Origin of the sequence: Solwaraspora sp. WMMD791 (genome assembly GCF_029581195.1) — a bacterium.
Taxonomy (GTDB): Bacteria; Actinomycetota; Actinomycetes; order Mycobacteriales; family Micromonosporaceae; genus Micromonospora_E.
The window spans coordinates 1,736,846-1,758,105 of sequence record NZ_CP120737.1 but is presented as its reverse complement, the minus strand read 5'-3'; the positions used below and the strand labels follow the sequence as shown (position 1 = coordinate 1,758,105).

Here is a 21,260-nt window from a genome sequence, read left to right as displayed (position 1 = left end):
GCTCAGCCGGGTCCGGGCAGGTCGCCGGGGCGGGTCTGCTCGGCCAGGAAGCGCTCCAACTCGGCGCCGAGCTCGTCGGCGGTGGGCAACGGGCCGTTCGGCTCGGCGAGCAGGTTGGTGCTGCCGCGTCCCCGGGTGAACGTGTCGTACTGCTCCTCCAGGGCACTGACCAGGGAGACGGCCTCCTCGGTCTGAGCGACCTGCCGGTCGATGTCCTCGCGGACCGACTCGGCCGCCTCGTGCAACTGCTCGGTCGGCAGCAGCAGGCCGGTGGTGCGGGACACCGAGTTGAGCAGCATCTCGGCGGCGGCCGGGTACTCGGCCTGCGCGACGTAGTGCGGCACGTGCACGGCGAAGCCGACGGCGTCGTGCCCCTGCTGGCCGAGGCGGTACTCCAGCAGATGTCCGGCGCTGCCGGGGACCTGGACCCGCTGCAGCCACGGTTCGTAGCCGCTGATCAGCTCACGCCGGCTGGCGTGCGCGGTGATCCCGGTGGGCCGGGTGTGCGGCACGGCCATCGGGATGGCGTTCAGGCCGATCGTCGTGCCGACGTTGAGTCGCCGGGTCACGGCGATCACCGCTGCGGTGAACCGCTCCCACTGCAGGTCCGGCTCGGGCCCGCCGAGCAGCAGGAACGGGGTGCCGGCGTCGTCGCGCATCAGGTGCACCTCGAGCCGGGGCTCGTCGTAGTGCTCCCAGTGGTCCTCGACGAAGAGCATCACCGGCCGCCGCGACCGGTAGTCGAGCAGCTGATCGATGTCGAACGTCGCCACGACCTCGTGCTCGAGGCTGGTGAGCAGGTGCTCCCGGGCGAGGCGGGTCGCGTTTCCGGCGTCGACGAAGCCGGTCATCGCCTGGATCAGCACCGGCTGGCCGAGCTCGGGCAACTCGTCGACGACGTCGTAGAGCTCGTGTGGGTCGAGCACCGGGCGCAACCTCCTGTCGGAAACGGTACGGCGGGCTGTCGAAACGGTACGGCGGAGACGACATCCCTGTAGTCAGCAACGCTAGTCCTACGCCGGTGCATTCCGCTTTCCCGGGCACCGATGTGGGCTTTCCGGAAGGACGGCCGATCATCGGAGGTGGCCACTGAGAGTAAGTGGATCACTCCGAGTGGCGACTTCGCTGTGTTGACGGGCTGGCCGGGTAGGGGATGTGGCCGTCGGCGGATCGGTCGAGTGTCGGCTACGAAGGGTTGATGGAGGCGGGGGAGGTGCCAGGGGCCCGGTAACTGCGAGGTCTCGGCCGGTCTGGTGAGCCCCTTGGTCGAATTCCCGGAATTTATGATTTATCCGCATCGACCGGTCGTGTCGACGACTCTCCGGTCCTGACCGATTACTCAGTGGGAGATTGTGGCCTCGATCACAAAATCACCGTAGGTAATCGAGGTGTGGCCTGCCTAGCCTCGTCGAATGCCTGATGACCACACCACAAGGAACGAGGACGCCACCCTGAGTCGCGATAGCCGTTCGGATGACGCCGCCTCGGGCGTCGGGACGACCGGCGCGCTGCGGGCCGCCGCCGTCGCCGGGTGGGAGCGACTGCGTGAACAGCGTCCGTCGGGCCGGCTCGTCGTCGCCGCTGTCGTCGTCTGCGCGCTCGGCGTCGTCGCCGCCGTCGAGTCGACCGCCGGCACCACCACCGACGCCGCGCCGCCGGCGGCGGTGTCAGAGGCGGACCTGCAGCGCCGGGCCGAGGCGCTCGACGACGCCACCCGTGCCAAGCGCCCGGACCCGGGCACCGACCCCGCCGCAGGCGCCGCCGCGGCGGCCGCCCCCGCCGCCCAGCCGGCGGCTGACGCCACCGACGCGCCGGCGGCGGCCGACCCGGACCTGGCCACGGAGTCCCCCGCGCCGGCCGAGTCGCCCACCGCCGAACCCACCCCGACCACTGTCGCCCCGGTCGCCGGCCTCTCCCAGGTGCAGATGGACAACGCCACCATGATCGTCGACGCCGGTCTGGCCCTGCAGATGCCGCGTCGGGCGATGGTGATCGCCGTGGCCACCGCGATGCAGGAATCCACCCTGCTCAACCGGGCCAGCGAGGTGCTGCCGGAGTCCAAGAACTACCCGCACCAGGGCACTGGCTGGGACCACGACTCGGTCGGGCTGTTCCAGCAGCGGACCAGCACCGGCTGGGGCGCGGTCGCCGACCTGATGAACCCGACGTACGCGGCGACCCAGTTCTACCTGGCCCTGCAGCGGGTCCCCGGTTGGGAGCAGCTGCGCCTGACCGAGGCGGCCCAGGCCGTGCAGGTGTCGGCCTACCCGGAGCACTACGCCAAGCACGAGACCGCGGCCGACGCCGTGGTCACCGCCGTCCTCGCGACACGCTGACGGCGCATCCGATCCTGTTTCCTCCCCCTCAAGGCGGGCGGCCTGGTCATTCGGCCAGGCCGCTCGCCGCATACGCCACCTCGGCCAGCAGGTTCTGGCCGTCCGCGTCCGGGTGGAAGTAGTCGAGCTGGTTCAGATCGGCCAGCCGGAACTGCGCGTCGTACGCGGCGCCGCCGTCGAACCGGCAGCGGTCGCCGTACGCCTGGCAGGCCCGGGCCAGCTCGGCGTTGTACGCCACCACCCGCTCGCGGACAGCGGTCCGCCGCTGCGTCGCCGACTCGTCGGTGGCGGTCGGGTCGGCCAGCATCGACGGGCACACCCCCCGGTTCCAGGCCCGGACCACCCGCTCCTGGTCGTGCCCGAGCTCCCACAGCCGGTGCAGGTCCGGAATGCTCAGTACCAGGACCTCCGCCTCGGGCAGCCCGTCGCGCAGCACCCGCAACCCCCGGTCGACGTCGGCCCGGAACGCGTCGACCGGCGTCATGTCGGTCACCGACGGTCGGCAGGCGTCGTTGGCGCCGATGAGAACCGTGACGTACGCCGCCGACACCTCCACCGCCGACGCCGCCTGATCGGCCAGCGCCGCCGCCCGGGCCCCGGGCACCGCGAAGTTGTGGTCCTGTCCCCGGATCCGGTCGTCGGCGTCGAGCACCCGCCGGTACAGGCTCTCCACCCGGAAACCGTCCCCGGTGGACCACGAGTTGCGGTGACAGGCGGTCAGCACGATGCAGGAGCCGTACCCGGCGGTGATGGAGTCGCCGAGCGCCGCGATCGACGTCGGCAGGTCGGCCCGGGGCGGCGGTGGCGGGTCGTCCGGCGAACCGTCGCCGTCCCCGGCCTCGCAGGCGAGAGCGACCAGTGCGCAGATCGCGGCGGCCCCGGCCACCCACCGTCGGTGCACGGTACCTCCCGAGGGTCAGCTGCCAGTGACGACCGTGTCACTATATGCGCTTGCCGTATGTACTGTCATTGATGCCTGGGCAGCCCGGCAGCCGGGTTCGTGGGCAGCTCAGCGAGGAAGTCCGGCAACGCGCGGCGCGGCGACCAGCCCTGCTCGTACGCCCGCCCCAGGTCCAGCACCGTCTCGTACGCCAGTTGCTCCACGGCGTACCGGGTCACCCGGCCGGTGCCCGGCACGCCGAGCCGACCGGCCACGGTGGCCAGCGTCGCCGCGCCCAGCGCCACCCGGACCGGCACCCGCACCAGCCGCGCCGGCCGGCCCAGCGCCGCCAACACCCCGGTCACCACCGCGTCGCGCGAGTACGGCGTCGCGTCGGCGACGTTGTACGCCCCGGCCGGCCAGTGCACCGCCGCCAGCACCGCGTCGGCCAGGTTCTCCACCGCGGTCATGCTCATCCGCACGTCCGGTCCGGGCAGCGGCAGCCGTCCCGCCCGGACCGCGCCCAGCAGCCGGGGCAGCAGATGCGGATCCCCGGCCCCGTACACCGCCCGGGGCCGCAGCACCACCGCGCCGGCGGCCAACGCCAGCCGTTCACCGGCCGCCTTCGTCCGCCCGTACGCGGTGCGCTGCCCGTCGGTCGGATGGTCCTCCCGGATCGGCGCCGCGCCGCCACCGGGCCGGTAGACGCTGGCGCTGCTGACCCAGACCAGCGGCCGACCCGCCACCGCCCGCAGCAGCCGGTCGGTGCCGGCCACGTTCACCGCGTGGTACGCCGCCTGCGCCCCGGGTGCCGGATCCCCCACCGCCGCCGCCAGGTGCAGCACGACGTCGACCCCGCCCAGGTCCGGCACCTGACGACCGGCGTCCCAGGGCACGTGCCGCCCCACCGGGCCCGGCCGACGACCCACCGCGACGACCTGCGCCCCGGCGGCCGCCGCCGCCCGCGCCACCACCGACCCGCAGAACCCGCTGGCACCGGTCACCGCGACCCGTACCCCGGCCAGCCGGGCGCTCACCGCCCGGCCCGGACCGTCGCCCGCAGCGTCAACCGGGCCCAGCCCGGCAACGCCGACCGGCGGTCCACCCGGGCACCGGTCACCATCGGCCGGTACGGCGCCAACGCCGCGAGCACGTCGGCCAACTGGGCGTGCGCCAGCCGGGCACCGGGACAGCGGTGCGGCCCGGTGCCGAACACCAGCTGCCCGACCGTCGCCGGCACCGGCGTACCCGGGTCGGGAGCCGGCCGCCCGGCGTGGGCCGCATGCCGGGCCACCAGCAGCAGCCGGTCGCCGGCCCGGACCCCGACACCGGCGAGCTCAGCGGGGCCGGCCGCCACCCGGGGCAGCACCGGGCTGGCGGCGGTGACCCGCAGCAGTTCGGCGACGAGCGCGTCGCGGGAGCCGGCGTCGGCCGCCGCCGCCCACCACTGGTCGTCGGCGCACCAGGCGACCGCCCGGGGGATCGCCGCCATCGTGGTGTTGATCGAGGCGACCGCCAGCACGCTGGCCCGGGCCGCCTCCTCGGGTGCCACGCCCAGCAGCCGGGCCAGCTCGGCGGCGGCCCGCGCGGTGGCCCGTTCGTCGCGTCGCGCCTGCCCCGGCCACCGCAGCCCCGGCAGGTGGTGCCGGGCCGCGGTCGCCGCCGCTGCCCGGGCCGCCGCCGTCAACGCGTGCCCCGGGCTGTCGGCCGCGCCAGCGGCGACGTCGACGCCGAGCAGCGCCGCGGTGGCCGCCCCGGCCAGTTCGGCGACCACGTCGACGATGTCGACCTCGGCCCCGTCGGCCAGCGGTGCCAGCCGCCGGCGCAGCACGTCGAGCCAGACCGGCCGCAACCGGGCGACGCCTTCGGTGCCGAACATCGTGGCCGTGTCCCGACGGGTCCGCCGGTGCCCGTAACCCTCCTGGTCGAACAGGAACCCGTCACCGCCGGTGGCCCGCCGGGCGGCCCCGGCGGTGGTCCGCTGCGCCGACCGGTCCAGCGGCACCCGCCGCAGCGCGTCGGCGAACGGCGCCGCGTCGTGTACCAGCACGGTCCGGCCGATCCGCCGTACCGGCACCCGTCGGGTCGCCGTCAACAGGGCGAACAGCACCGGGTGGCTGGCCAGGTAGACCCGGCGGTCCCGGCGGCGGCCCCGCCCGGCGCGCGGCCGTGACTCAGTCACCGTCCACCGCCGTCGCCGTCGGCTGCCCGGCCAGTAGCCGCGCCGCCGCCTGTCGGTCCGGTTTGCGGGACCGGCCGGCCAGCGGCACCCGGGCGAACACCACCCGGTCCGGGCGGGCCGACCCCATCCGGGCCAGCACCGGGCGCAGCGCCGCGCGCAGCCGCGCCTGGTCTGCCCCCGGATCCGGCTGCACCAGCGCCACGAGCTGTTCGTCGCCGTCCACCCCGGGCACCCCGACCAGCACCGCCAGGGCCACCCCCGGCACGTGCAGCGCCGGCTCGTACAGCCCGGGGTAGATGTTCTCCGCCGCCCGCAGCACCATGTCCTTGCACCGCCCGGCGAGCACCAGCCGACCCCCCTCGAGTCGGCCGACGTCGCCGGTGGCCACCTCGGTCAGCGGCGGCTCACCCAGGTAGCGGTCCGCCTGCCCGGGCCCGGTCAGCCACACCTGGCCGGTGTCGTCGACGCGGGCCGCCACCCCCGGCAGCGGGGTGCCGACGAGATCGCCGTCGTCGGCGTACGCCGCCTTCTCGGCCTGCTCGACGGCGGCGGCCGGGAAGAGTTCGGTCAGCGCGTACACCCCGTACGCCCGGTGCGCCCCGGCCCGGCGGACCCGGCCCAGCAGCGCGGCGCTGACCGGCGCCGACCCGCTGAACACCTGCCCGGTCAGCCGGGGGGAGTGGTCCAGCAGGGCCCGCAACTGCGGCGGGGTCAGGTACGTGGCCTGCGGGCGGAGCCGGCCCACCTGCCGCGCCAGCAGCGCCGCCGACCTCGCCGGCAACGCCACCGGTGCCCCGGCGGCCAGCGCCGGCACCAGCACGAAGAACATCCCGCCGAGCACCGGCACCTGTGGCGTCGGCCCGACCAGGTCGGTCACCGCACGCATCCCGGCGGACAGACCGGACCGGGTGTGCACCACGGCCCTCGGCCGGCTGGTCGTGCCGGAGGTGAAGATGATCACGGCGTCGCCGTCACCGTCGTACGCCGCCGGCACCGGCCCGGACCCCGCCGGCAGCACCGGTGCGGCACCGGGCAACCGCCGACCGACGGTACGCACCGGTGCGATCCGGGTCAGCTCCGGCAGCGCCAGGTGGGCCCGCCGGGCCAGCGGCCGGGCCCAGCCGGCCACCGCCTGCGCCGCCGCGTCGGCCAGCACCAGCGTCGGGCGGGCCAGCGCCAACCGCGCGGTCAGCACCTCCGGCCCGGCGGTCGGGTCCAGCACCGCCACCCGCACCCCCAGGTGGTAGGCGGCCAGCAGCACCGCCAACGACCGGGGACCCGGCCGCACCGCCACCCCGAGGGTGTCGCCGGCGGTCAGCCCGTGCCGGTGCAGCGCGGCGACGTACCCGTCGGTCAGGTCGGCCAGCTCCCCGGTGGTGGCCCGCACCCGGGGCCGGCCGGTCAGCGGCGCGGCGGTCAGCACCGCAGGCCGGTGCCGATCGGCCCGCAACGTGGCCGCTAGTCGGTCCAGCATCAGCGGCCTCCCGCCCGGCGCGGGCTCACCGGGGATCCTCGGTCAACGTGCCGGCACCCCGGTCCAGGTACCAGGCGGCGGTGCGCCGGATGCCGTACGCCCGTAGCCGGCGGGTCGAGTTCTCCACCACCATGTCGCGCCGGTGGCTGATCGCCGACGTGGTACGCCGTACCCGGTTGAGGAAGGTCCGGTCGGTCGGGGACGGCCGGCGCGGCATCCCCCCGCACGCCTGGTACAGCTCGGCGGTGACCGCCATGTTGTTGCCGGCGTGCATCCGGTACGGCGCCAGGTAGCCGCCGGTGCGTCGGTGCGCCGGCCGGAGCCGGCCGAACGATGCGGCGAGGAAGACCAGCAGCCGGAACCCGGCCCGACCCAGCGGGCCGTGCTCGTCACGGCGGGCCCGGATCGCGCCGCAGACCAGCCCGGCGCCGCCGGCCAGCCCGGCCCGCGCCGCCGCCACCCAACCGGGTTGCGGCAGGCAGTCCGCGTCGGTGCGGGCCAGCAGCAGCGCACCGTGCGCGATGGCGTACCGGAACCCGGTGTCGACGGCGGCACCGACGCCCTTGCACGGCTCGTGCAGCAGCCGTACCGGGAACGGCGCGTCGGCGGCGAACCGTTCGACCACGTCGGCGGTGCCGTCGGTCGAGCCGTTGTCGACCACGACCAGGGTGAAGTCCCGGTCGGTCTGGTCGGCGAGGGCGGCCAGGGTGTCACCGATGCGGGCCTGTTCCTGGTACGCCGGCACCACCACCCACAGTGGCCCGCCGGGCGCGCTCGCGCGGGTGCCGCCGCCCTGTTCCACCGCCCGCGTCACGGCTTCTCCCAGACCATCGTCATCACGCTGACCCCACCGCCCAGGCCGATCGCCAACACCCGGTCGCCGCGGCGCAGCTCGGCGTCGACGCGGGCCAGCTGGACGCCGAGCGTGGCGCTGGCCAGGTTGCCCAGCTCGCCGACGGTGACCTCCAGTTTCTCCTTCGGTACGCCGGTGACCTCGATGAACCGCTCCAGGTACGGCACGCTCACCTGGTGCACCAGCACCCGGTCGTAGTCGACCCAGTCCCAGCCGGTGCGCCGGCGCACCCGGTCCAGGATGTCGGTGCCGATCTGTTCGAAGACGCCCCGCAGTGTGTGGCCGTCGCCATGGAAGTAGGTGTGTTCGTCGCCGCGCGGGTGCCGGGAGCCGCCGCCGAAGATGCCACCGACCGACCAGTGCGCCGACCGGGTCTCGGTGTCGACGTCGACGATCCCGCCCCGGCGTACCGGCTCGACCAGCACCGCCGCGCCGCCGTCGCCGAAGGTGTAGCCGGCGAACGCCGTCCGCGCCTGCGCCAGGCTGTCCAGCCGGGGCCGCATCACCCGGGTCGGGGTCTCGCCGGTCACCACCAGTGCCCGGTGGGCGCGCCCGGCCAGGATCATCGACCGGGCCAGATCGATGCCGTTGAGGAAACTGTTGCAGGCGTTGGTCACATCCATCGCGTGGGCGTGGCCACCCAGCTCGGCCTGCACGATGTGCGCGGTCGCCGGCTCGACCAGGTCCCGGCTGGCCGAGGCGAACAGCAGCAGGTCGACCTCGTCGACGTCCCGCCCGGCGGCGGCGAGGGCCTGCCGGGCCGCCCGGACGGCGAACGTCGAGGCGTACTCGTCGTCGGCGGCGATCCGGCGGTGGTCGATGCCGGTCATCATCCGGAACAGCCCGGGCGGCAACGCGACGTCACTGGCGGCGGCGATCCGCTCCTGCAGGTCGGCGGTGGTCAGTTCCCGCTCGGGCAGGCTGGCACCGACCCCGGTGATGCCGACCCGTGCGGGATGCCACCCCGGTGGCGAGGTGTCGTTCATCTGCTCAGCTTCCTGTCGGACCCGGCCGGTCCGGATGAGTAGGGGTGCTCAATGCGCCCCGGTGCCGTAGCTCAAAGTCGTGGGCCCGGACCGGGTACCGGTGCGAGGTTACGGGCCCGCCTGCGGCGGGTACACCGTTCCGATGGCTACGAAATCCCAGCCCAAGGGGGCCAGAGGGACTGTCGGACACGCCAACAGCGCGTTGAACCTGCGGCTGGCGATGGCCAGCTTCGGGCTGGTCTTCTGCGTGGTGGCCGGGTTCCTGGCCTGGCGAGCCGACCTGACGGCCGGCGCGGTGATCCTCTGGGTGCTCGCGGCGATCGCGGTGGTCGACCTGGTCGTCATCCAGCGCCGGCGCCGGGCCCGTAAGCAGGAGGAACCGGGCGTACGGCACTCCTTGTTCGAGTGACGGGGCGATCCGCGACGGGATTGGCGGAATCGGCCATCGGGTAGATGACCGGCCATGACGCGCTTGGGCCTGCACTGCTCCCATGAACAGATCCACCCGGCCCGGCTGCTGGACGCGGTGATCCGCGCGGAGCAGGCCGGTTTCGACGCCGCGATGGCCTCGGACCACTTCGCCCCGTGGAGCCGGCGGCAGGGCCACTCCGGCTACGTCTGGTCCTGGCTCGGCGCCGCGATGCAGGCCACCGGCCTGCCGTACGGGGTGGTCAACGCCCCCGGGCAGCGCTACCACCCGGCGATCGTCGCCCAGGCGATCGGCACCCTGTCGGCCATGTACCCGGGGCGGTTCTGGGCGGCGCTGGGCACCGGGGAGAACGCCAACGAACACATCACCGGCGACGTCTGGCCGCGCAAGCCGGTCCGGTCGGCCCGGCTGCGCGAATGCGTCGACGTGATCCGGGCCCTGCTGGCTGGCGAGGAGGTCAGCCACGACGGTCTGGTCACCGTGGACCGGGCCAGGGTGTGGACCCGGCCGGACACCCCGGTCGACCTGTTCGGAGCGGCGGTGACCGAGGCCACCGCCGCGTGGTGCGCCGACTGGGCCGACGGACTGATCACCGTCAACGCCCCGGTCGCGCACCTGCGTCGGATGGTCGCCGCGTACCGTGACGCCGGCGGCCGCGGCCGGCTCGTGCTGCAGGTCCATCTGAGCTGGGCGCCGGACGAGGCACAGGCCGAGGCGATCGCCCACGACCAGTGGCGGACCAACATCTTCGCCCCGCCGGTGGCCTGGGACCTGGCCACGCCCGAACACTTCGACATCGTCGCCGACGAGGTCACCGTCGAGCAGGTACGGCGTACCGTCGACGTGTCGGCGGACCTGTCCCGCCACGTCGACCAGCTGGCCGAGTACATCGCGCTGGGCTTCGACGAGATCTTTCTGCACCACGTGGGCCAGGAGCAGGTCGCGTTCATCGACGCGTTCGGCACCGAGGTGCTGCCGAAACTGCGGACCACCTGACCACCTGACCACCTGACCACCTGACCACCTGACCACCTGGGCCTCCTGACCACCTGGGTTGACCCGGCGTTCCCCGGGTGCCCGTACCGGCCGGGAATTCGATCGCCCCGGTCGGCGTTGCGGACTAGCGTGACCACCATGTTCGGCACCGTCGGCGTTGTGCGGCCCGCAGGTTTCCACCTGCCGGGCGCCGTCGTCGTGTGCGCATGGCTGGCTGATACCCGAGGCTGACCCTCCTCCCGCTGCGGCAGAACCACGGAGGAGGGTGGCCCGGACCTCCCGGCGTCGTCCTTTCCCGGCGTACGTCGTGGAGTGCGGTTCTGGCGCGGTTCGCGGGGCCTGGCATCCCGCCCGCGTGACGTCGTCCGCCAAGCAGACTCCACTCTGGAGCAGTGTCATCATGGCCAAGAGTCAGTTCGTGCGCGCGAAGCCGCACCTCAACATCGGCACGATGGGTCACGTCGACCACGGCAAGACCACCCTGACCGCCGCGATCACCAAGGTCCTCGCCGACCGGGACCCGGCCGTCAACCGGTTCGTCTCGTTCGACGGCATCGACCGGGCACCGGAGGAGGTGGCGCGGGGCATCACCATCAACATCTCCCACGTCGAGTACGAGACGGCCACCCGGCACTACGCCCACGTGGACATGCCCGGCCACGCCGACTTCGTCAAAAACATGATCACGGGGGCGGCGCAGGTCGACGGGGCGATCCTGGTCGTCTCGGCGCTCGACGGGGCGATGCCGCAGACCCGTGAGCACGTGCTGCTCGCCCGGCGGGTCGGCGTGCCGTACCTGGTGGTGGCGATGAACAAGGCCGACGCGGTCGACGACCCGGAGCTGCTCGACCTGGTCGAGCTCGAGGTCCGGGAGCTGGTTTCCGAGTACGGGTTCCCCGGCGACGAGCTTCCGGTGGTCCGGGTGTCGGCGCTGCGGGCGCTCGAGGGTGACCCGCGCTGGGTGGCCTCCGTCGTGGAGCTGCTCGACGCCGTCGACCGGTACGTTCCGGTGCCGCCGCGCGAGCTCGGCGAGCCGTTCCTGATGCCGATCGAGAACGTGCTGACCATCTCCGGCCGGGGGACCGTGGTGACCGGTGCGGTCGAGCGCGGCACGTTGCGCCTCGGCGACCAGGTGGAGGTGGTCGGCCTTGGTCCGACCCTGTCGACGGTCGCGACCGGGCTGGAGACGTTCGGCAAGTCGCTGGACGCCGCCGAGGCCGGTGACAACGCCGCCGTCCTGCTGCGCGGGGTCAAGCGTGACCAGGTGCAGCGGGGCCAGGTGGTGGCGCTGCCGGGCAGCGTCACGCCGCACCAGCGGTTCACCGCCCGCCTGTACGTGCTGACCACCGCCGAAGGTGGGCGGCACACGCCGTTCTTTGCCAACTACCGGCCGCAGTTCTACTTCCGTACGACGGACGTGGTCGGGTCGGTGCACCTGGGCGACCGGACGATGGCGATGCCGGGTGACACTGTCGAGGTGACGGTGGAGCTCGGCAGGCCGGTCGCGATGGACGTCGGGCTCGGATTCGCCGTGCGGGAGGGCGGCCGTACGGTGGCCGCCGGAACGGTGACGACCCTGCTCGACTGATCACGGCTGTCGCCCCGCCCGTGGTTCTGCTCTCAGCTAATCTCCTGACAGCAGAACCACGGGCGGACTCCCTCGGCGTGCGCGATGCTGGAACGGACACCCGATGACGATCCGCTCGACCGAGGAGATTTACGGATGGACTTCAAGACACCTGCCATGCGCGGTGACGGGGCGGCGGCCAGCTTCGGTGACCAGGTCTACCACCGGTTGCTCCAGGAGCGGGTGATCTTCCTCGGGACCCAGGTCGACGACGCCTCGGCGAACGCGATCTGCGCTCAGATGCTGCTGCTCGCCGCCGAGGACAGCAAGCGCGACATCTTCCTCTACATCAACTCCCCGGGTGGCTCCATCAGCGCCGGGATGGCGATCTACGACACGATGCACTACGTCAAGAACGACGTGGCCACGCTCGCGCTCGGCTTCGCCGGGTCGATGGGGCAGTTCCTGCTCTGCTCGGGTGCGCCCGGCAAGCGCTATTCGCTGCCGCACACCCGGATCATGATGCACCAGCTTTCCGGTGGCATCGGCGGCACCGCCGCGGACATCGCGATCCAGGCGGAGAACATGCTCTACGTCAAGCGGACCACGATCGAGCGGATCGCCTTCCACACCGGTCGCACGTACGAGGAGATCGAGGCCGACTCCGACCGCGACCGGTGGTTCACCGCCGAGGAGGCCCGTGAGTACGGAATGATCGACCACGTCATCACCACGACCACTCAGATGTCGTTGGAAGGGTCGATCTCCTGATCCGATAAGGCCGTCTGACGTCGCGGCATCACATTCGTCGTCGTACCGGCGGCGCGGTCGGCCCGCGCCGCCGGTACGTTCGTCACATCGTCGACCGATGCCGACCGGTCCGTCGTCGCCGTGTCCGTCCCGTGCCGTCGCGCTCCACAAGCGCATCGCGGTCAGCTAGATTGGACTTCAGCGGCTGGTGCGTGTTCCGCCGCCAGAGGTGATCACGACTGCGGGCGGAGCGAGATGCTGTTGCGACAGGTTATCGGCTCGGTGTTGCGCAGGATCCGGCTGCGGCAGGGGCGGACCCTGCAGGACGTGGCGCGGGCCGCTGGCGTGTCCACGCCGTACCTGTCGGAGTTGGAACGCGGCCGCAAGGAGCCGTCGTCGGAGATCCTCGCCTCGATCTGCCGCGCGCTCGGCGTACCGCTGGAGGAGCTGCTGCAGCAGGTGCTGGAGGAGCTGACCAAGATCCAGCCCACGGTGGTCCCGGCTCCGCTGCGTGGCGTCGCCCGAGGGCGCATGCCGGTCCTGCATGGCGGGGTCGACGCCGTTGGCCGACCCCGCCGCGCGGTGTCCCGCCGTCCGGCCGGCAGGACCGACGTGTCTGCCGCCCGCCGGGCCGTGCGGGCCCGGGTGGTGCGTCCGGTGGGCTGGCCCCGGCGTCTCACCTGACCGACCTGGCCGATCATGATCAACCCGGGGTGACGGATCAGCCCGACCGACGGCGGTAGACGTCGATCGTCGACTGTCCCTGGAAGAGGTACTGCGGCTGCGGCTCGCTGACCACCACGTCGATACCGAAGTCCGTGCAGTACGCTTCGGCGAAGTGGCAGCCGGTGACGGCGAACACCACCAGGCGGGTGCCGTGCTCGGCGGCAGTGCCCAGCAGCGCCGTCAGCGTGTGGCTCGGGAGGGTCTCCCCGCAGACGAGCGCGACGTCGCTCTCGGCGATCAGCCGGGCGCTCTCCTGCCCCGACACCACCGGTACGCCGAGAATGCCGTTGGCGATCAGGTCCGGATCGAAGTCACTGGCGGTGATCTGGACGTCCTCGGTGCGCAGGTGGTGGATCAGGTTGCCCATCACCCCCACGTTCGCGACCCGCCGCCCGCCGGTCGCGCTCAGCAGCGCCATCGCCTCGTCGACGACGATCCTCGCTCGGACCAGCGCCTTGTCCTGCGGCAGGCCGTCGATGAGGTGCCGGCGGGTGGGCCGGGTGGGCAGCGAGCCGAACGCGGCGTCCAGGATCGCGATGTCCTCCTCCACCGACAGACCCCGTACCTCGCGGCTGTCCTGGCCGAGCAGGGCGTCGACCTCGCCGCTGAGCCGGACCGATCCAAAGTCGGCATAGCAGCAACCTTGCCGCTTCGCCTGCGCCATCACGAAGCTGTACGTCATGAACCGCTCGTACGGGGTGGGGTAGGCGCGGTAGTCGACGCTCCACAGGCCGCGCAGGGTGAAGTCCTCGTCGGGAATCCCTCGGCTGCGGTCCCGCACGATCGTACGCAACGTGTCCAACATGGTGTCCATCGGTGCTGCTCCTGCTCCTGCCGCTGTCGCTGGTGGGGAACCGGTGTCGGCTGGTGGCGACGGTGTCGCTCAGTGCGGATCGGCGGCCGGCTCCGCCGGCGCCGAGTTGCGCCGGGTGCCCCAGCGCCGCTGGGTCGCCTCGTGGATGTACCAGATGTCGTCCTCGGTCAACCGCCGTGAGACGACCCCGGGAAATGCCTCCTCGAAATAGATGTACGGTGGTCGATTGTCCACGGTGGGCGAGTGGTAGTCGAGCGAGTCGGCCATCTGATGCTGCCGGGTGATCGGGGTCGCCGGATGGTAGGTGAGGATGTTCGGGCTGGCCAGCATCAACAGGCCGGCGTCGATCAGTTCGCCCACGCCGTCGATCGTCTCCTCGATCGATGTGCGATCCTCGCCCTCCAGGCCGAACAGCACCGACGAGCCGACCGGGATACCCGCGTCGCGGATGCGTTCCAACGCGGTCCGTACCTTCTGCGGCCAGGGGAACTGCGCCGATCGGCGCAGATTCTTGTGAATGTTGACCATCACCTGCTCGGACATGCTTTCGATACCGAGGTAGAGGTAGCCGCAGCCGGCCTGCTTGAGCAGCCGCAGCGTGTCGACCACATCGGTCTCCTTGTGCAGGGTGGTCAGCAGGTCGACGGTGACCTGCCCGCCGAAGCGCAACTGCCGCAGCCGCTGCCAGTCGCCTTCGTCCTCGATCCACTTGCGGTACCGGGGCGGCAGCTCCGCCGGGGTGCTGGCCACCCGCAGCGCGGCCAGTTCCGTGCAGAAGGCCCGGATCAGCGGAAAGTTCCCACTCCAGAAGATCGAGTCGTCGAAGAAGACCGCCTCCGCTCCGTAGCTCACGCACGCACATATCCGTTCCAGGGCGGCTGCCACCGGTTCGGTCCGGAACCGCCGCAGCCCGCCGGCGAGCGGCGCCGCCTCCGAGCAGAAGTCACAGTGGTACGGGCAGGCGTTGGAGACGGTCATGTGGGCGGTGCGCGCCGGAGTGCCGTCGGGGCGGGGGAAGACCGGGAACCGGGCGCGGATCGCGAAACCCTGGTACGGCATCGGCAGGTCGGCCAGATCGTATGCGGCACCCTTGATCGGGAAGGCGTGCACCGCGTCGGCGGTACGCGCGCACAGCAGCGACGTACCGGGGACCTGCTCGCCGGCGGCGGCGAGCAGGTCCAGTGTCGCCACCACCTCGTCGACGTCGGTGGCGCGGGTGCGGATGTCCATCGACAGCGCGATGGCCTGCATCAGCAGGTGCAAGCTGAAGTAGCCGTCACCGGAGATGAGGAAGTCGACCACCGGCCGGGCCCGGCCCTCGTCGATGGCCCGCAGGGTGGCGCTGTACTCCAGCGCGAGGGTGCCGTCCGGGCGGTAGCGCATCGTCTCGTCGATGTGCCGCCCGCCGAACACCACCAGGCAGTCGGGGACCTCCCTTTTCACCAGTTCGGCCATTTGCAGCGCGTACCGGTGGCCGGGGGAGACGGTGCTGACGAGGAAGACCCGGGGCCGACGGCGGCGTACGTCGTCGCGCAGCTGCTCCCGTGCGGGGGCGTCCCAGACGCGGGGGTCGAAGACACTGCGGTCGGAGTTGCTGTCCGCGGTGTGCCAGCCCCGTGGCCCGTGCTGCGCGGCGAGCCGGTAGGCCTTCGACGGGGCGACACCCCAGTCGGGGCAGAGTCCGGGGAAGGCGGCGCGGTGCTCGGGGGCGGCGGCCGCCGACTGCAGGGCCGCGTCGACGGTGACGCTCAACGCCGCGTACAGACACATCGGGTCGCCCGGGTAGGTGATCTCCCCTTCGGTCGAGGTCATCACCGGCGCCAGCGCGGCGAGCACGGGGAAGGCGCGGGCCCGCCACTGGGACCGGATGTCGTCACCGGGGCAGTCGGCGGCCAGCGCGGCGGCCCGCTGCCGGTGCAGCTGGGCCAACCGCCGGGTCGCCGCGTCACGGTCGACCGGCGGCGGCCCGGCGAACCCGGGGTGGGCGACGACGGCACGTACTCCTGCGGTCATCCTGATCGACCCCGTCGTGCCGGGACGTGGCCGTCGGCGGTCGGCTCAACCACGGGCCACCTCGGCCGCTGCGGACTCCCCACCCAGCGCGGCCAGGACCACCGCCGGGTTCCAGAAGTCCCGGTAGTGGCGGATCTGATCGCCTGAGGTCCACACCACCGAGATGTACGTCTGATGTACCGGCAGCCCGGTGGCCAACGCGGTGCCGGTGCCGGTGAACTCGGCGACCACCAGGTCCGGCGCGGCGCTCGGGTGGAACCGCAGTTCGTCGAAGCGCAGTGACAGGTTCTCGGCGTACTTGTCCATCTGTGCGCGGATCTGTTCGTGGCCGCGGAAGACGGCCGGCCAGCCCGCCGGGGCGTACGGGAACTCCAGCACGCCGTCGGGGGTGAACAGGGCGACCCAGTCGGCGATGGCGTTGCGCTCGAGCAGGTCGAGGTGGTGGGCGAACAACCGCTCGGCGGCGGTACGGGCGGTAGCTCCGGTAGGCATGCTCATGCGCCTTTCGTCGATACGGGCAGGCTGATCAGTGCGCGCAGGAACGTGGTGTCCAACCAGCGCAGGCTCTCCACCGGGGCGGCCAGCGACAGCTGCGGGAAGCGCTGCAGCAGCCGGCCGATCGCAATCTGGCCCTCCACCCGGGCCAGCGGCGCCCCGATGCAGTAGTGGATGCCGTGGCCGAAGCCGAGGTGGCCGTCGGAGGGGCCGCGGACGTCGTACGCCTGCTGAGGTGGGAAGCGCTGCGGATCGCGGTTCGCGTGCGCCAGCGAGGCGAGCAGGAAGGAACCTTCCGGGATGGTCACCTCGCCGACCTGGACGGGGGCGGTGGTGAACCGCAGCATCGACATCAGCACCGGGCCGTCGTAGCGCAGGTACGCCTCGATCGCCTTCGGTAGCAGGCCGGGGTCGGCCTGGATCGCGGCGAGCTGGTCCGGGTGGCGCAGCAGGGTGAGTACGCCGTTGCCGATCAGGTTCATGGTCGTCTCGAAACCGGCCATGATCATCAGGTAGGTCATGGCGACGAGTTCGGACCCGCTCAGCCGGTCGCCGTCGTCGCGGGCCTGGATCAACGCGGTCAGCAGGTCGTCTGCCGGATGCGCCTGCTTGGCCGCGATGAGCTCCTCCAGGTAGGCGGTGATCTCGGCGGCGACGGCCTCGGCGGCGTCCGGCGACAGCGGGGTGGCCTGCTGCTGCGCCCAGCCCCGGAAACGCTCCTGGCCGTCGGCGGGGATGCCGAGCATGTCGCCGATGACCGCCAACGGCAGCGGGAAGCAGTAGCTGGACATCAGGTCGACCTGATCCTGGTCGGCGATCGCGTCGAGCAGCCGGTCGGCGATCTGCTCCACCCGGGGCCGCAGGTGCTCCACCCGTCGGGTGGTGAACGCCCGGGTCACCAGCGACCGCAGTCGGGTGTGGTCCGGCGGGTCGGCGTTGAGCATGTGCCCGATCAGCGTGCCGCCGATCACCGGACGGTGCACGCCGGTGACCGTGGTGAACAGCTCGGCGGCGGCGGTCGCGTCCCGGGCCACGTGCGGGCTCGCCAGGACGGTCCGGACGTCGTCGTAGCGGGTGACGATCCATACCGGATGGTCGGTGGCGAGGTACGCCGGCCGGGCCGGTCCGTCGACCCGCAGCCCGTCGTAGAGCGGATGCAGCGGCGAGATCATCTCCTCGCCGAGGATCAGGGTGGAATGTTGCGGTGCGTGGGTCACGAGGTCTCCTCAGCGGCCGGGGGAGGTACTGGCGGGTTCCCGGCCGACGGCCGGCGGGGGGCCGACGATCGCGCCGAGCTGACGGTCGAAGGCGGAAGCCGGCAACAGCCGGGTCATGAACCGGGCCTTCTTGACGTCGGCGCCGACGACGTAGCGGATCTTCGGCCGGTGTGCGGTCAGCGCGGTGCGGACCGCGTCGGCGAAGTCCTGCATCGTGGTGGTGCTGGCGAGAGCGCCCTGTTCGTTGGCGTCGACGAAGCTCAGCAACGACGACCGGTAGAGCCCGGCCACCGACTCCGGTGCCGCCTGCAGGGTGCGCAACGCGGTCTCCCGGGTCTTGCGCCAGATCGGGGTCATGATCGCGCCAGGCTGTACGACGCTCACCGCGATGCCGAAGGCGCGCAGCTCCCGACGCATGATGTCGCTGAGCGCCTCCTTGGCGAACTGCGACGCCGCGTACGCGCCCAGGTACGGCACCGCGACCGTGCCGAGCCCCGACGTGACGTTCACGATCCGGCCGCCGCACCTCCGCAGCGCCGGCAGCATCGCCCGGGTGACCATCACCGACCCGACGACGTTGGTCTCCAGTTGGATCCGCAACTGCTCCCGGGTGACGCACTCCAGCGGCGCGGTGATGCAGATCCCCGCGTTGTTGACCAGCCCCCACAGGCCCGCCGCGCCGGTCACGGCGGCGATCTCCTCCGCCGCGCGGTGCAGCGCCGCGTCGTCGGTGACGTCCAGCAGTACGGGGTGGACGGCTCCGGTGCCGGCCGGCCGCAGGTCCGCGCCGTCGGCGGCCCGTCGCACGGCGGCGAAGACGTTGAAGCCGTGTCGGGTGAGTTCGACCGTGGCCTGCCGGCCCAGCCCCGACGACGCGCCGGTGACGAGCACCCAGCGTCCGTGCGGTGGTACCGGCTCACGATTGATCCACATGCGAGTCCTCCGATTCGGTACGGGCGGCCGGCAGCGCGGTCAGCAGGGTGTGCAGACAGTTGTCGACCAGGGCGACGGCCCGCTGCTCGTCCACCGCCTCCCGGATGTAGGTGAAGTTCCAGAACAGCCGGCCTCCGCTGGTGGTGACGGTGGCGACGAAGTAGCCGTTGACCGACAACCCGGTGATGAACTGCGCGCCGGACAGCGCCCAGTCGCCTAGCCGGTCGGGGAAGTCGTACCGGCCGACGTTGGACACGCACAGGTTGATCGGGCTGGTCTGTTCCATGAACTCCAGGAACGGACGGCCTTCGGCCACGCTCGGCGGGCAGCCGCCGCGGACCAGGTTCACCAGGGCGAGATGCTCGCCGAGATCCCGGCGTCGGGCGACGTCGGCGCTGACCGACCGGGCCCGGTCCCACACCGTCGCCGTGGACCGGCAGTCCACCAGCGACGGTACGGTCGCCACGTAGGTGCCGACCTCGTCCGGACCGACCGGCGGGTCCAACGCGGCACGGAAGTCGATCGGCGAGCCGATCATCAGGTACGCGACGTCGGACCGCTCGGCCGCCACCGCGCTGGCCAGCGCCGCCACCAGCGCCCCGTGGACGCTCGTGCCCTCCCGCCGGCAGGCGTCGGCCAGCGCCGTGAGCTGGTCGGCGGAGAGTTCCCGGTGAATCAGGCCGGTACGGCGCTGCTCGAACGGCACGTACCGGGTGGGTTCGAACCGGGCCGGCCGGTACCGGCTGATGTCCTGTCCGTCGCGTTCCTGCTTGGCCTGCAGCACGGCGGCCCCGGCCGCCCCCCGGTGCGGCTCCGGTAGGAGGTCGTCGGGGGGCGGCAGGGCGCGCTCGCGGGCCGGCGGCCGCGTCGACGCGGCGGCGGTCAGCCCCAGCGGTGGCGGGGCGGCGCCGTCGTCGGGTCCGGCGGCGAGCAGGGCGCACTGCTGCGCCCACTGCCGGACGAGGGCGAGCACGGTGGTGCCGTCGGCGACGCTGTGCGGCAGGGCGATGATCAGATCGACCGCCGGCGGTGCGCCGCCGCCGATGGTCAGGGCGGTCGCCCTGGCCAGCGGGCCGGTGTGCCAGTCGATCGGGTCGACCAGCTCGTGTTCGTTGCACCACCGCACCCAGCTGTCCGCGTCGTCGGGGCCGGCGGCGGTGGGTTCGCACAGCGGGACGGGCCGGTCGGTGGCCACGTACCGTGGATGGCGTCCGTCCTCGTCGGCGCGGATCGCGACCTGCAGCAGTGGATGGCGTCGCTGCACGACGTCCAGCGCCGCGCGTAGTACCGGGCCCGCGATCGTGGCGTGCACCCGGACCCGGGCGATCACGGTGAGCGGTGAGAGCTGGTCGGCGATCCAGTACCAGCGTTCGACCGGGCTCAGCTCCCGGTCGACGACCGCCTCTGCCGACAGCGGACCGGTCGTGGCCGGCCGGCTGCTCACGACGCCCCCTGGAAGGTCAGCGCCGCCCGGTTGCGCGCGTCGATCGAGCGTTGCGGCACCCAGCGGAAGTACAGCCGGCGGCCGAGCACGGCCAGCGGATGTTCGGCCTGCTCGATGCGGCTCAGCGCGTACGACGCCTGCACCATCTGGTGGGTACGGGGGCGGCGGGCGTCCTCGTATGCGCGCAGCCCGGCGCTGATCGTGTCGGCACCGGCCAGGCACTGGGCGAGCACCACGCCGTCCTCGACCGCCATCGCCGCGCCCTGGCCGAGACTGGTCATCATCGGGTGGGCGGCGTCGCCGAGCAGGGTCACCGGGCCGGTGCCCCACGAGCCGCGGAACGGGCGGTCCTGGGCCGGAATGGTGATGATGGTGTCGTCCGGCGTGGCCCGCAGGACGGCGCCCACCTCGTCGGCCCAGCCGGCGTAGGTCCGCTCGATCTCCTCCCGGTCGCCCTTCCAGGTCCGGGCGGCTTCACCGGGCATGTTCAAGGTGCCCCACCAGTAGACCCGGCCGTTGCCGATGTCGGCGAGCCCGAACCGCCGTCCGCGCCCCCAGTAGTGCGCGGCGTAGCCGGGGGTCACCCGGGGATGAGTGAAGTGCGGCGTCGCGAGCCAGCAGATGTAGTCGCCGTCGCGTAGCTCTTCCGGGCCGAGCAGCTGCCGGCGGACCGCCGACCGGATCCCGTCGGCACCGATCAGGACGTCGCCGCGTACGGTGTGCCCGTCGCTGAAGGCCACCTGGACCTGGTCGCCGTCGACGTCGTACCCGGTCGCGGTCGCGCCGAGGGTCACCGATTCCTCGCCGACCTGCTCCAGCAGCGCCTGTTGCAGGTCGGCGCGGTGCACCGCCAGCATCGGCACCCCGAACTCCTGGATGAAGTGCCGGTAGTGGATGGTGCGGATCACCTGACCGGCCGCGGTCTTGAAGTGCAGCCGGTCCCACTGCACGGCCCGGCCGTTGAGGTTCAGCTCGATGCCCATCTGGCGCAGCGCGACCGACGCGTTGCAGGTCAGCGCCAGGGCGCTGCCGGCGGGCAGCAGGTCGGTGGCCCGTTCGAAGATCCTGACCTGGTAGCCGGTGCGACGAAGCGCCGCGGCGGCGGTGAGACCGCCGATCCCGGCACCGACGACGATGGCCGTCGGCGGTGGACTGCTCATTGGC

19 protein-coding genes and 1 pseudogene are annotated in these 21,260 nt (G+C 72.6%); 6 read left to right on the top strand and 14 right to left on the bottom strand.

The genetic code is table 11. The annotated features are described in order from the left end of the window. Positions 1-2: 2 nt before the first annotated feature. Positions 3-926 (bottom strand): PAC2 family protein, encoded by a 924-nt coding sequence (locus O7623_RS07615; protein WP_282227884.1) that lies wholly within the window; start codon positions 924-926, stop codon positions 3-5. 486 nt (positions 927-1,412) lie between these two features. On the opposite strand from O7623_RS07615, the gene O7623_RS07610 reads away from it, so the two are divergent. Then, positions 1,413-2,336, top strand: a complete 924-nt coding sequence (locus O7623_RS07610; protein ID WP_282227883.1) for a hypothetical protein — start codon at positions 1,413-1,415, stop codon at positions 2,334-2,336. Positions 2,337-2,382: 46 nt separating this feature from the next. Here O7623_RS07610 and O7623_RS07605 read toward each other — a convergent pair whose 3' ends face one another. From O7623_RS07605 to O7623_RS07580, 6 genes are all read right to left on the bottom strand, one after another. Further along, on the bottom strand, positions 2,383-3,237 hold the full coding sequence (locus O7623_RS07605) for an SGNH/GDSL hydrolase family protein (RefSeq protein ID WP_282227882.1): 855 nt from the start codon (positions 3,235-3,237) through the stop codon (positions 2,383-2,385). A 65-nt stretch (positions 3,238-3,302) separates the two neighbouring features. Continuing rightward, positions 3,303-4,253 carry an NAD-dependent epimerase/dehydratase family protein gene (locus O7623_RS07600; RefSeq protein ID WP_282227881.1) on the bottom strand — a complete coding sequence of 317 codons (951 nt, stop codon included), beginning with the start codon at positions 4,251-4,253 and terminating at the stop codon, positions 3,303-3,305. Continuing rightward, complete coding sequence (locus tag O7623_RS07595; RefSeq protein WP_282227880.1) at positions 4,250-5,398, bottom strand: cytochrome P450; 1,149 nt, start codon at positions 5,396-5,398, stop codon at positions 4,250-4,252. The genes O7623_RS07600 and O7623_RS07595 overlap by 4 nt, the downstream gene beginning before the upstream one ends. Then, positions 5,391-6,872: a class I adenylate-forming enzyme family protein gene (locus O7623_RS07590; protein ID WP_282227879.1), complete on the bottom strand. Its 1,482-nt coding sequence runs from the start codon at positions 6,870-6,872 to the stop codon at positions 5,391-5,393. Before O7623_RS07590 ends, O7623_RS07595 begins: the two co-directional genes overlap by 8 nt. Positions 6,873-6,897: 25 nt before the next feature. Continuing rightward, the gene (locus tag O7623_RS07585; RefSeq protein ID WP_282227878.1) at positions 6,898-7,686 is read right to left on the bottom strand and encodes a glycosyltransferase; all 789 of its coding nucleotides are present in this window, start codon (positions 7,684-7,686) and stop codon (positions 6,898-6,900) included. Further along, positions 7,683-8,711 (bottom strand): 3-oxoacyl-[acyl-carrier-protein] synthase III C-terminal domain-containing protein, encoded by a 1,029-nt coding sequence (locus O7623_RS07580; protein ID WP_282227877.1) that lies wholly within the window; start codon positions 8,709-8,711, stop codon positions 7,683-7,685. Before O7623_RS07580 ends, O7623_RS07585 begins: the two co-directional genes overlap by 4 nt. Positions 8,712-8,853: 142 nt before the next feature. On the opposite strand from O7623_RS07580, the gene O7623_RS07575 reads away from it, so the two are divergent. From O7623_RS07575 to O7623_RS07555, 5 genes and pseudogenes are all read left to right on the top strand, one after another. After that, positions 8,854-9,120: a DUF6343 family protein gene (locus O7623_RS07575; RefSeq protein ID WP_282227876.1), complete on the top strand. Its 267-nt coding sequence runs from the start codon at positions 8,854-8,856 to the stop codon at positions 9,118-9,120. 54 nt (positions 9,121-9,174) lie between these two features. Continuing rightward, positions 9,175-10,137 carry a TIGR03885 family FMN-dependent LLM class oxidoreductase gene (locus O7623_RS07570; RefSeq protein WP_282227875.1) on the top strand — a complete coding sequence of 321 codons (963 nt, stop codon included), beginning with the start codon at positions 9,175-9,177 and terminating at the stop codon, positions 10,135-10,137. 400 nt (positions 10,138-10,537) lie between these two features. Next, complete coding sequence (gene tuf / locus O7623_RS07565) at positions 10,538-11,725, top strand: elongation factor Tu (protein ID WP_282227874.1); 1,188 nt, start codon at positions 10,538-10,540, stop codon at positions 11,723-11,725. A gap of 135 nt (positions 11,726-11,860) precedes the next feature. Next, positions 11,861-12,475: an ATP-dependent Clp protease proteolytic subunit gene (locus O7623_RS07560; RefSeq protein ID WP_282227873.1), complete on the top strand. Its 615-nt coding sequence runs from the start codon at positions 11,861-11,863 to the stop codon at positions 12,473-12,475. Positions 12,476-12,709: 234 nt separating this feature from the next. Further along, positions 12,710-12,922 (top strand): annotated as a pseudogene (locus tag O7623_RS07555) (helix-turn-helix transcriptional regulator); the annotation flags it as partial. A 253-nt stretch (positions 12,923-13,175) separates the two neighbouring features. Here the strand turns inward: O7623_RS07555 and O7623_RS07550 are convergent. The 7 genes from O7623_RS07550 to O7623_RS07520 form a co-directional block, all read right to left on the bottom strand. Continuing rightward, on the bottom strand, positions 13,176-13,994 hold the full coding sequence (locus tag O7623_RS07550; protein WP_282227872.1) for a DUF364 domain-containing protein: 819 nt from the start codon (positions 13,992-13,994) through the stop codon (positions 13,176-13,178). Positions 13,995-14,063: 69 nt separating this feature from the next. Next, positions 14,064-16,007 carry a radical SAM protein gene (locus O7623_RS07545; protein WP_282227871.1) on the bottom strand — a complete coding sequence of 648 codons (1,944 nt, stop codon included), beginning with the start codon at positions 16,005-16,007 and terminating at the stop codon, positions 14,064-14,066. A gap of 45 nt (positions 16,008-16,052) precedes the next feature. Then, positions 16,053-16,499, bottom strand: coding sequence for a nuclear transport factor 2 family protein (locus O7623_RS07540; RefSeq protein ID WP_282227870.1), 447 nt, complete (start codon positions 16,497-16,499; stop codon positions 16,053-16,055). Positions 16,500-16,501: 2 nt separating this feature from the next. Next, positions 16,502-17,719 carry a cytochrome P450 gene (locus O7623_RS07535; RefSeq protein ID WP_282227869.1) on the bottom strand — a complete coding sequence of 406 codons (1,218 nt, stop codon included), beginning with the start codon at positions 17,717-17,719 and terminating at the stop codon, positions 16,502-16,504. A gap of 9 nt (positions 17,720-17,728) precedes the next feature. Next, positions 17,729-18,652 carry an SDR family NAD(P)-dependent oxidoreductase gene (locus O7623_RS07530; protein WP_282227868.1) on the bottom strand — a complete coding sequence of 308 codons (924 nt, stop codon included), beginning with the start codon at positions 18,650-18,652 and terminating at the stop codon, positions 17,729-17,731. Next, entirely contained in the window at positions 18,636-20,096 is a 1,461-nt protein-coding gene (locus tag O7623_RS07525; RefSeq protein ID WP_282227867.1) for a hypothetical protein, read from the bottom strand. Before O7623_RS07525 ends, O7623_RS07530 begins: the two co-directional genes overlap by 17 nt. Beyond that, positions 20,093-21,256 (bottom strand): NAD(P)/FAD-dependent oxidoreductase, encoded by a 1,164-nt coding sequence (locus O7623_RS07520; RefSeq protein ID WP_282227866.1) that lies wholly within the window; start codon positions 21,254-21,256, stop codon positions 20,093-20,095. The genes O7623_RS07525 and O7623_RS07520 overlap by 4 nt, the downstream gene beginning before the upstream one ends. Positions 21,257-21,260: the final 4 nt, after the last annotated feature.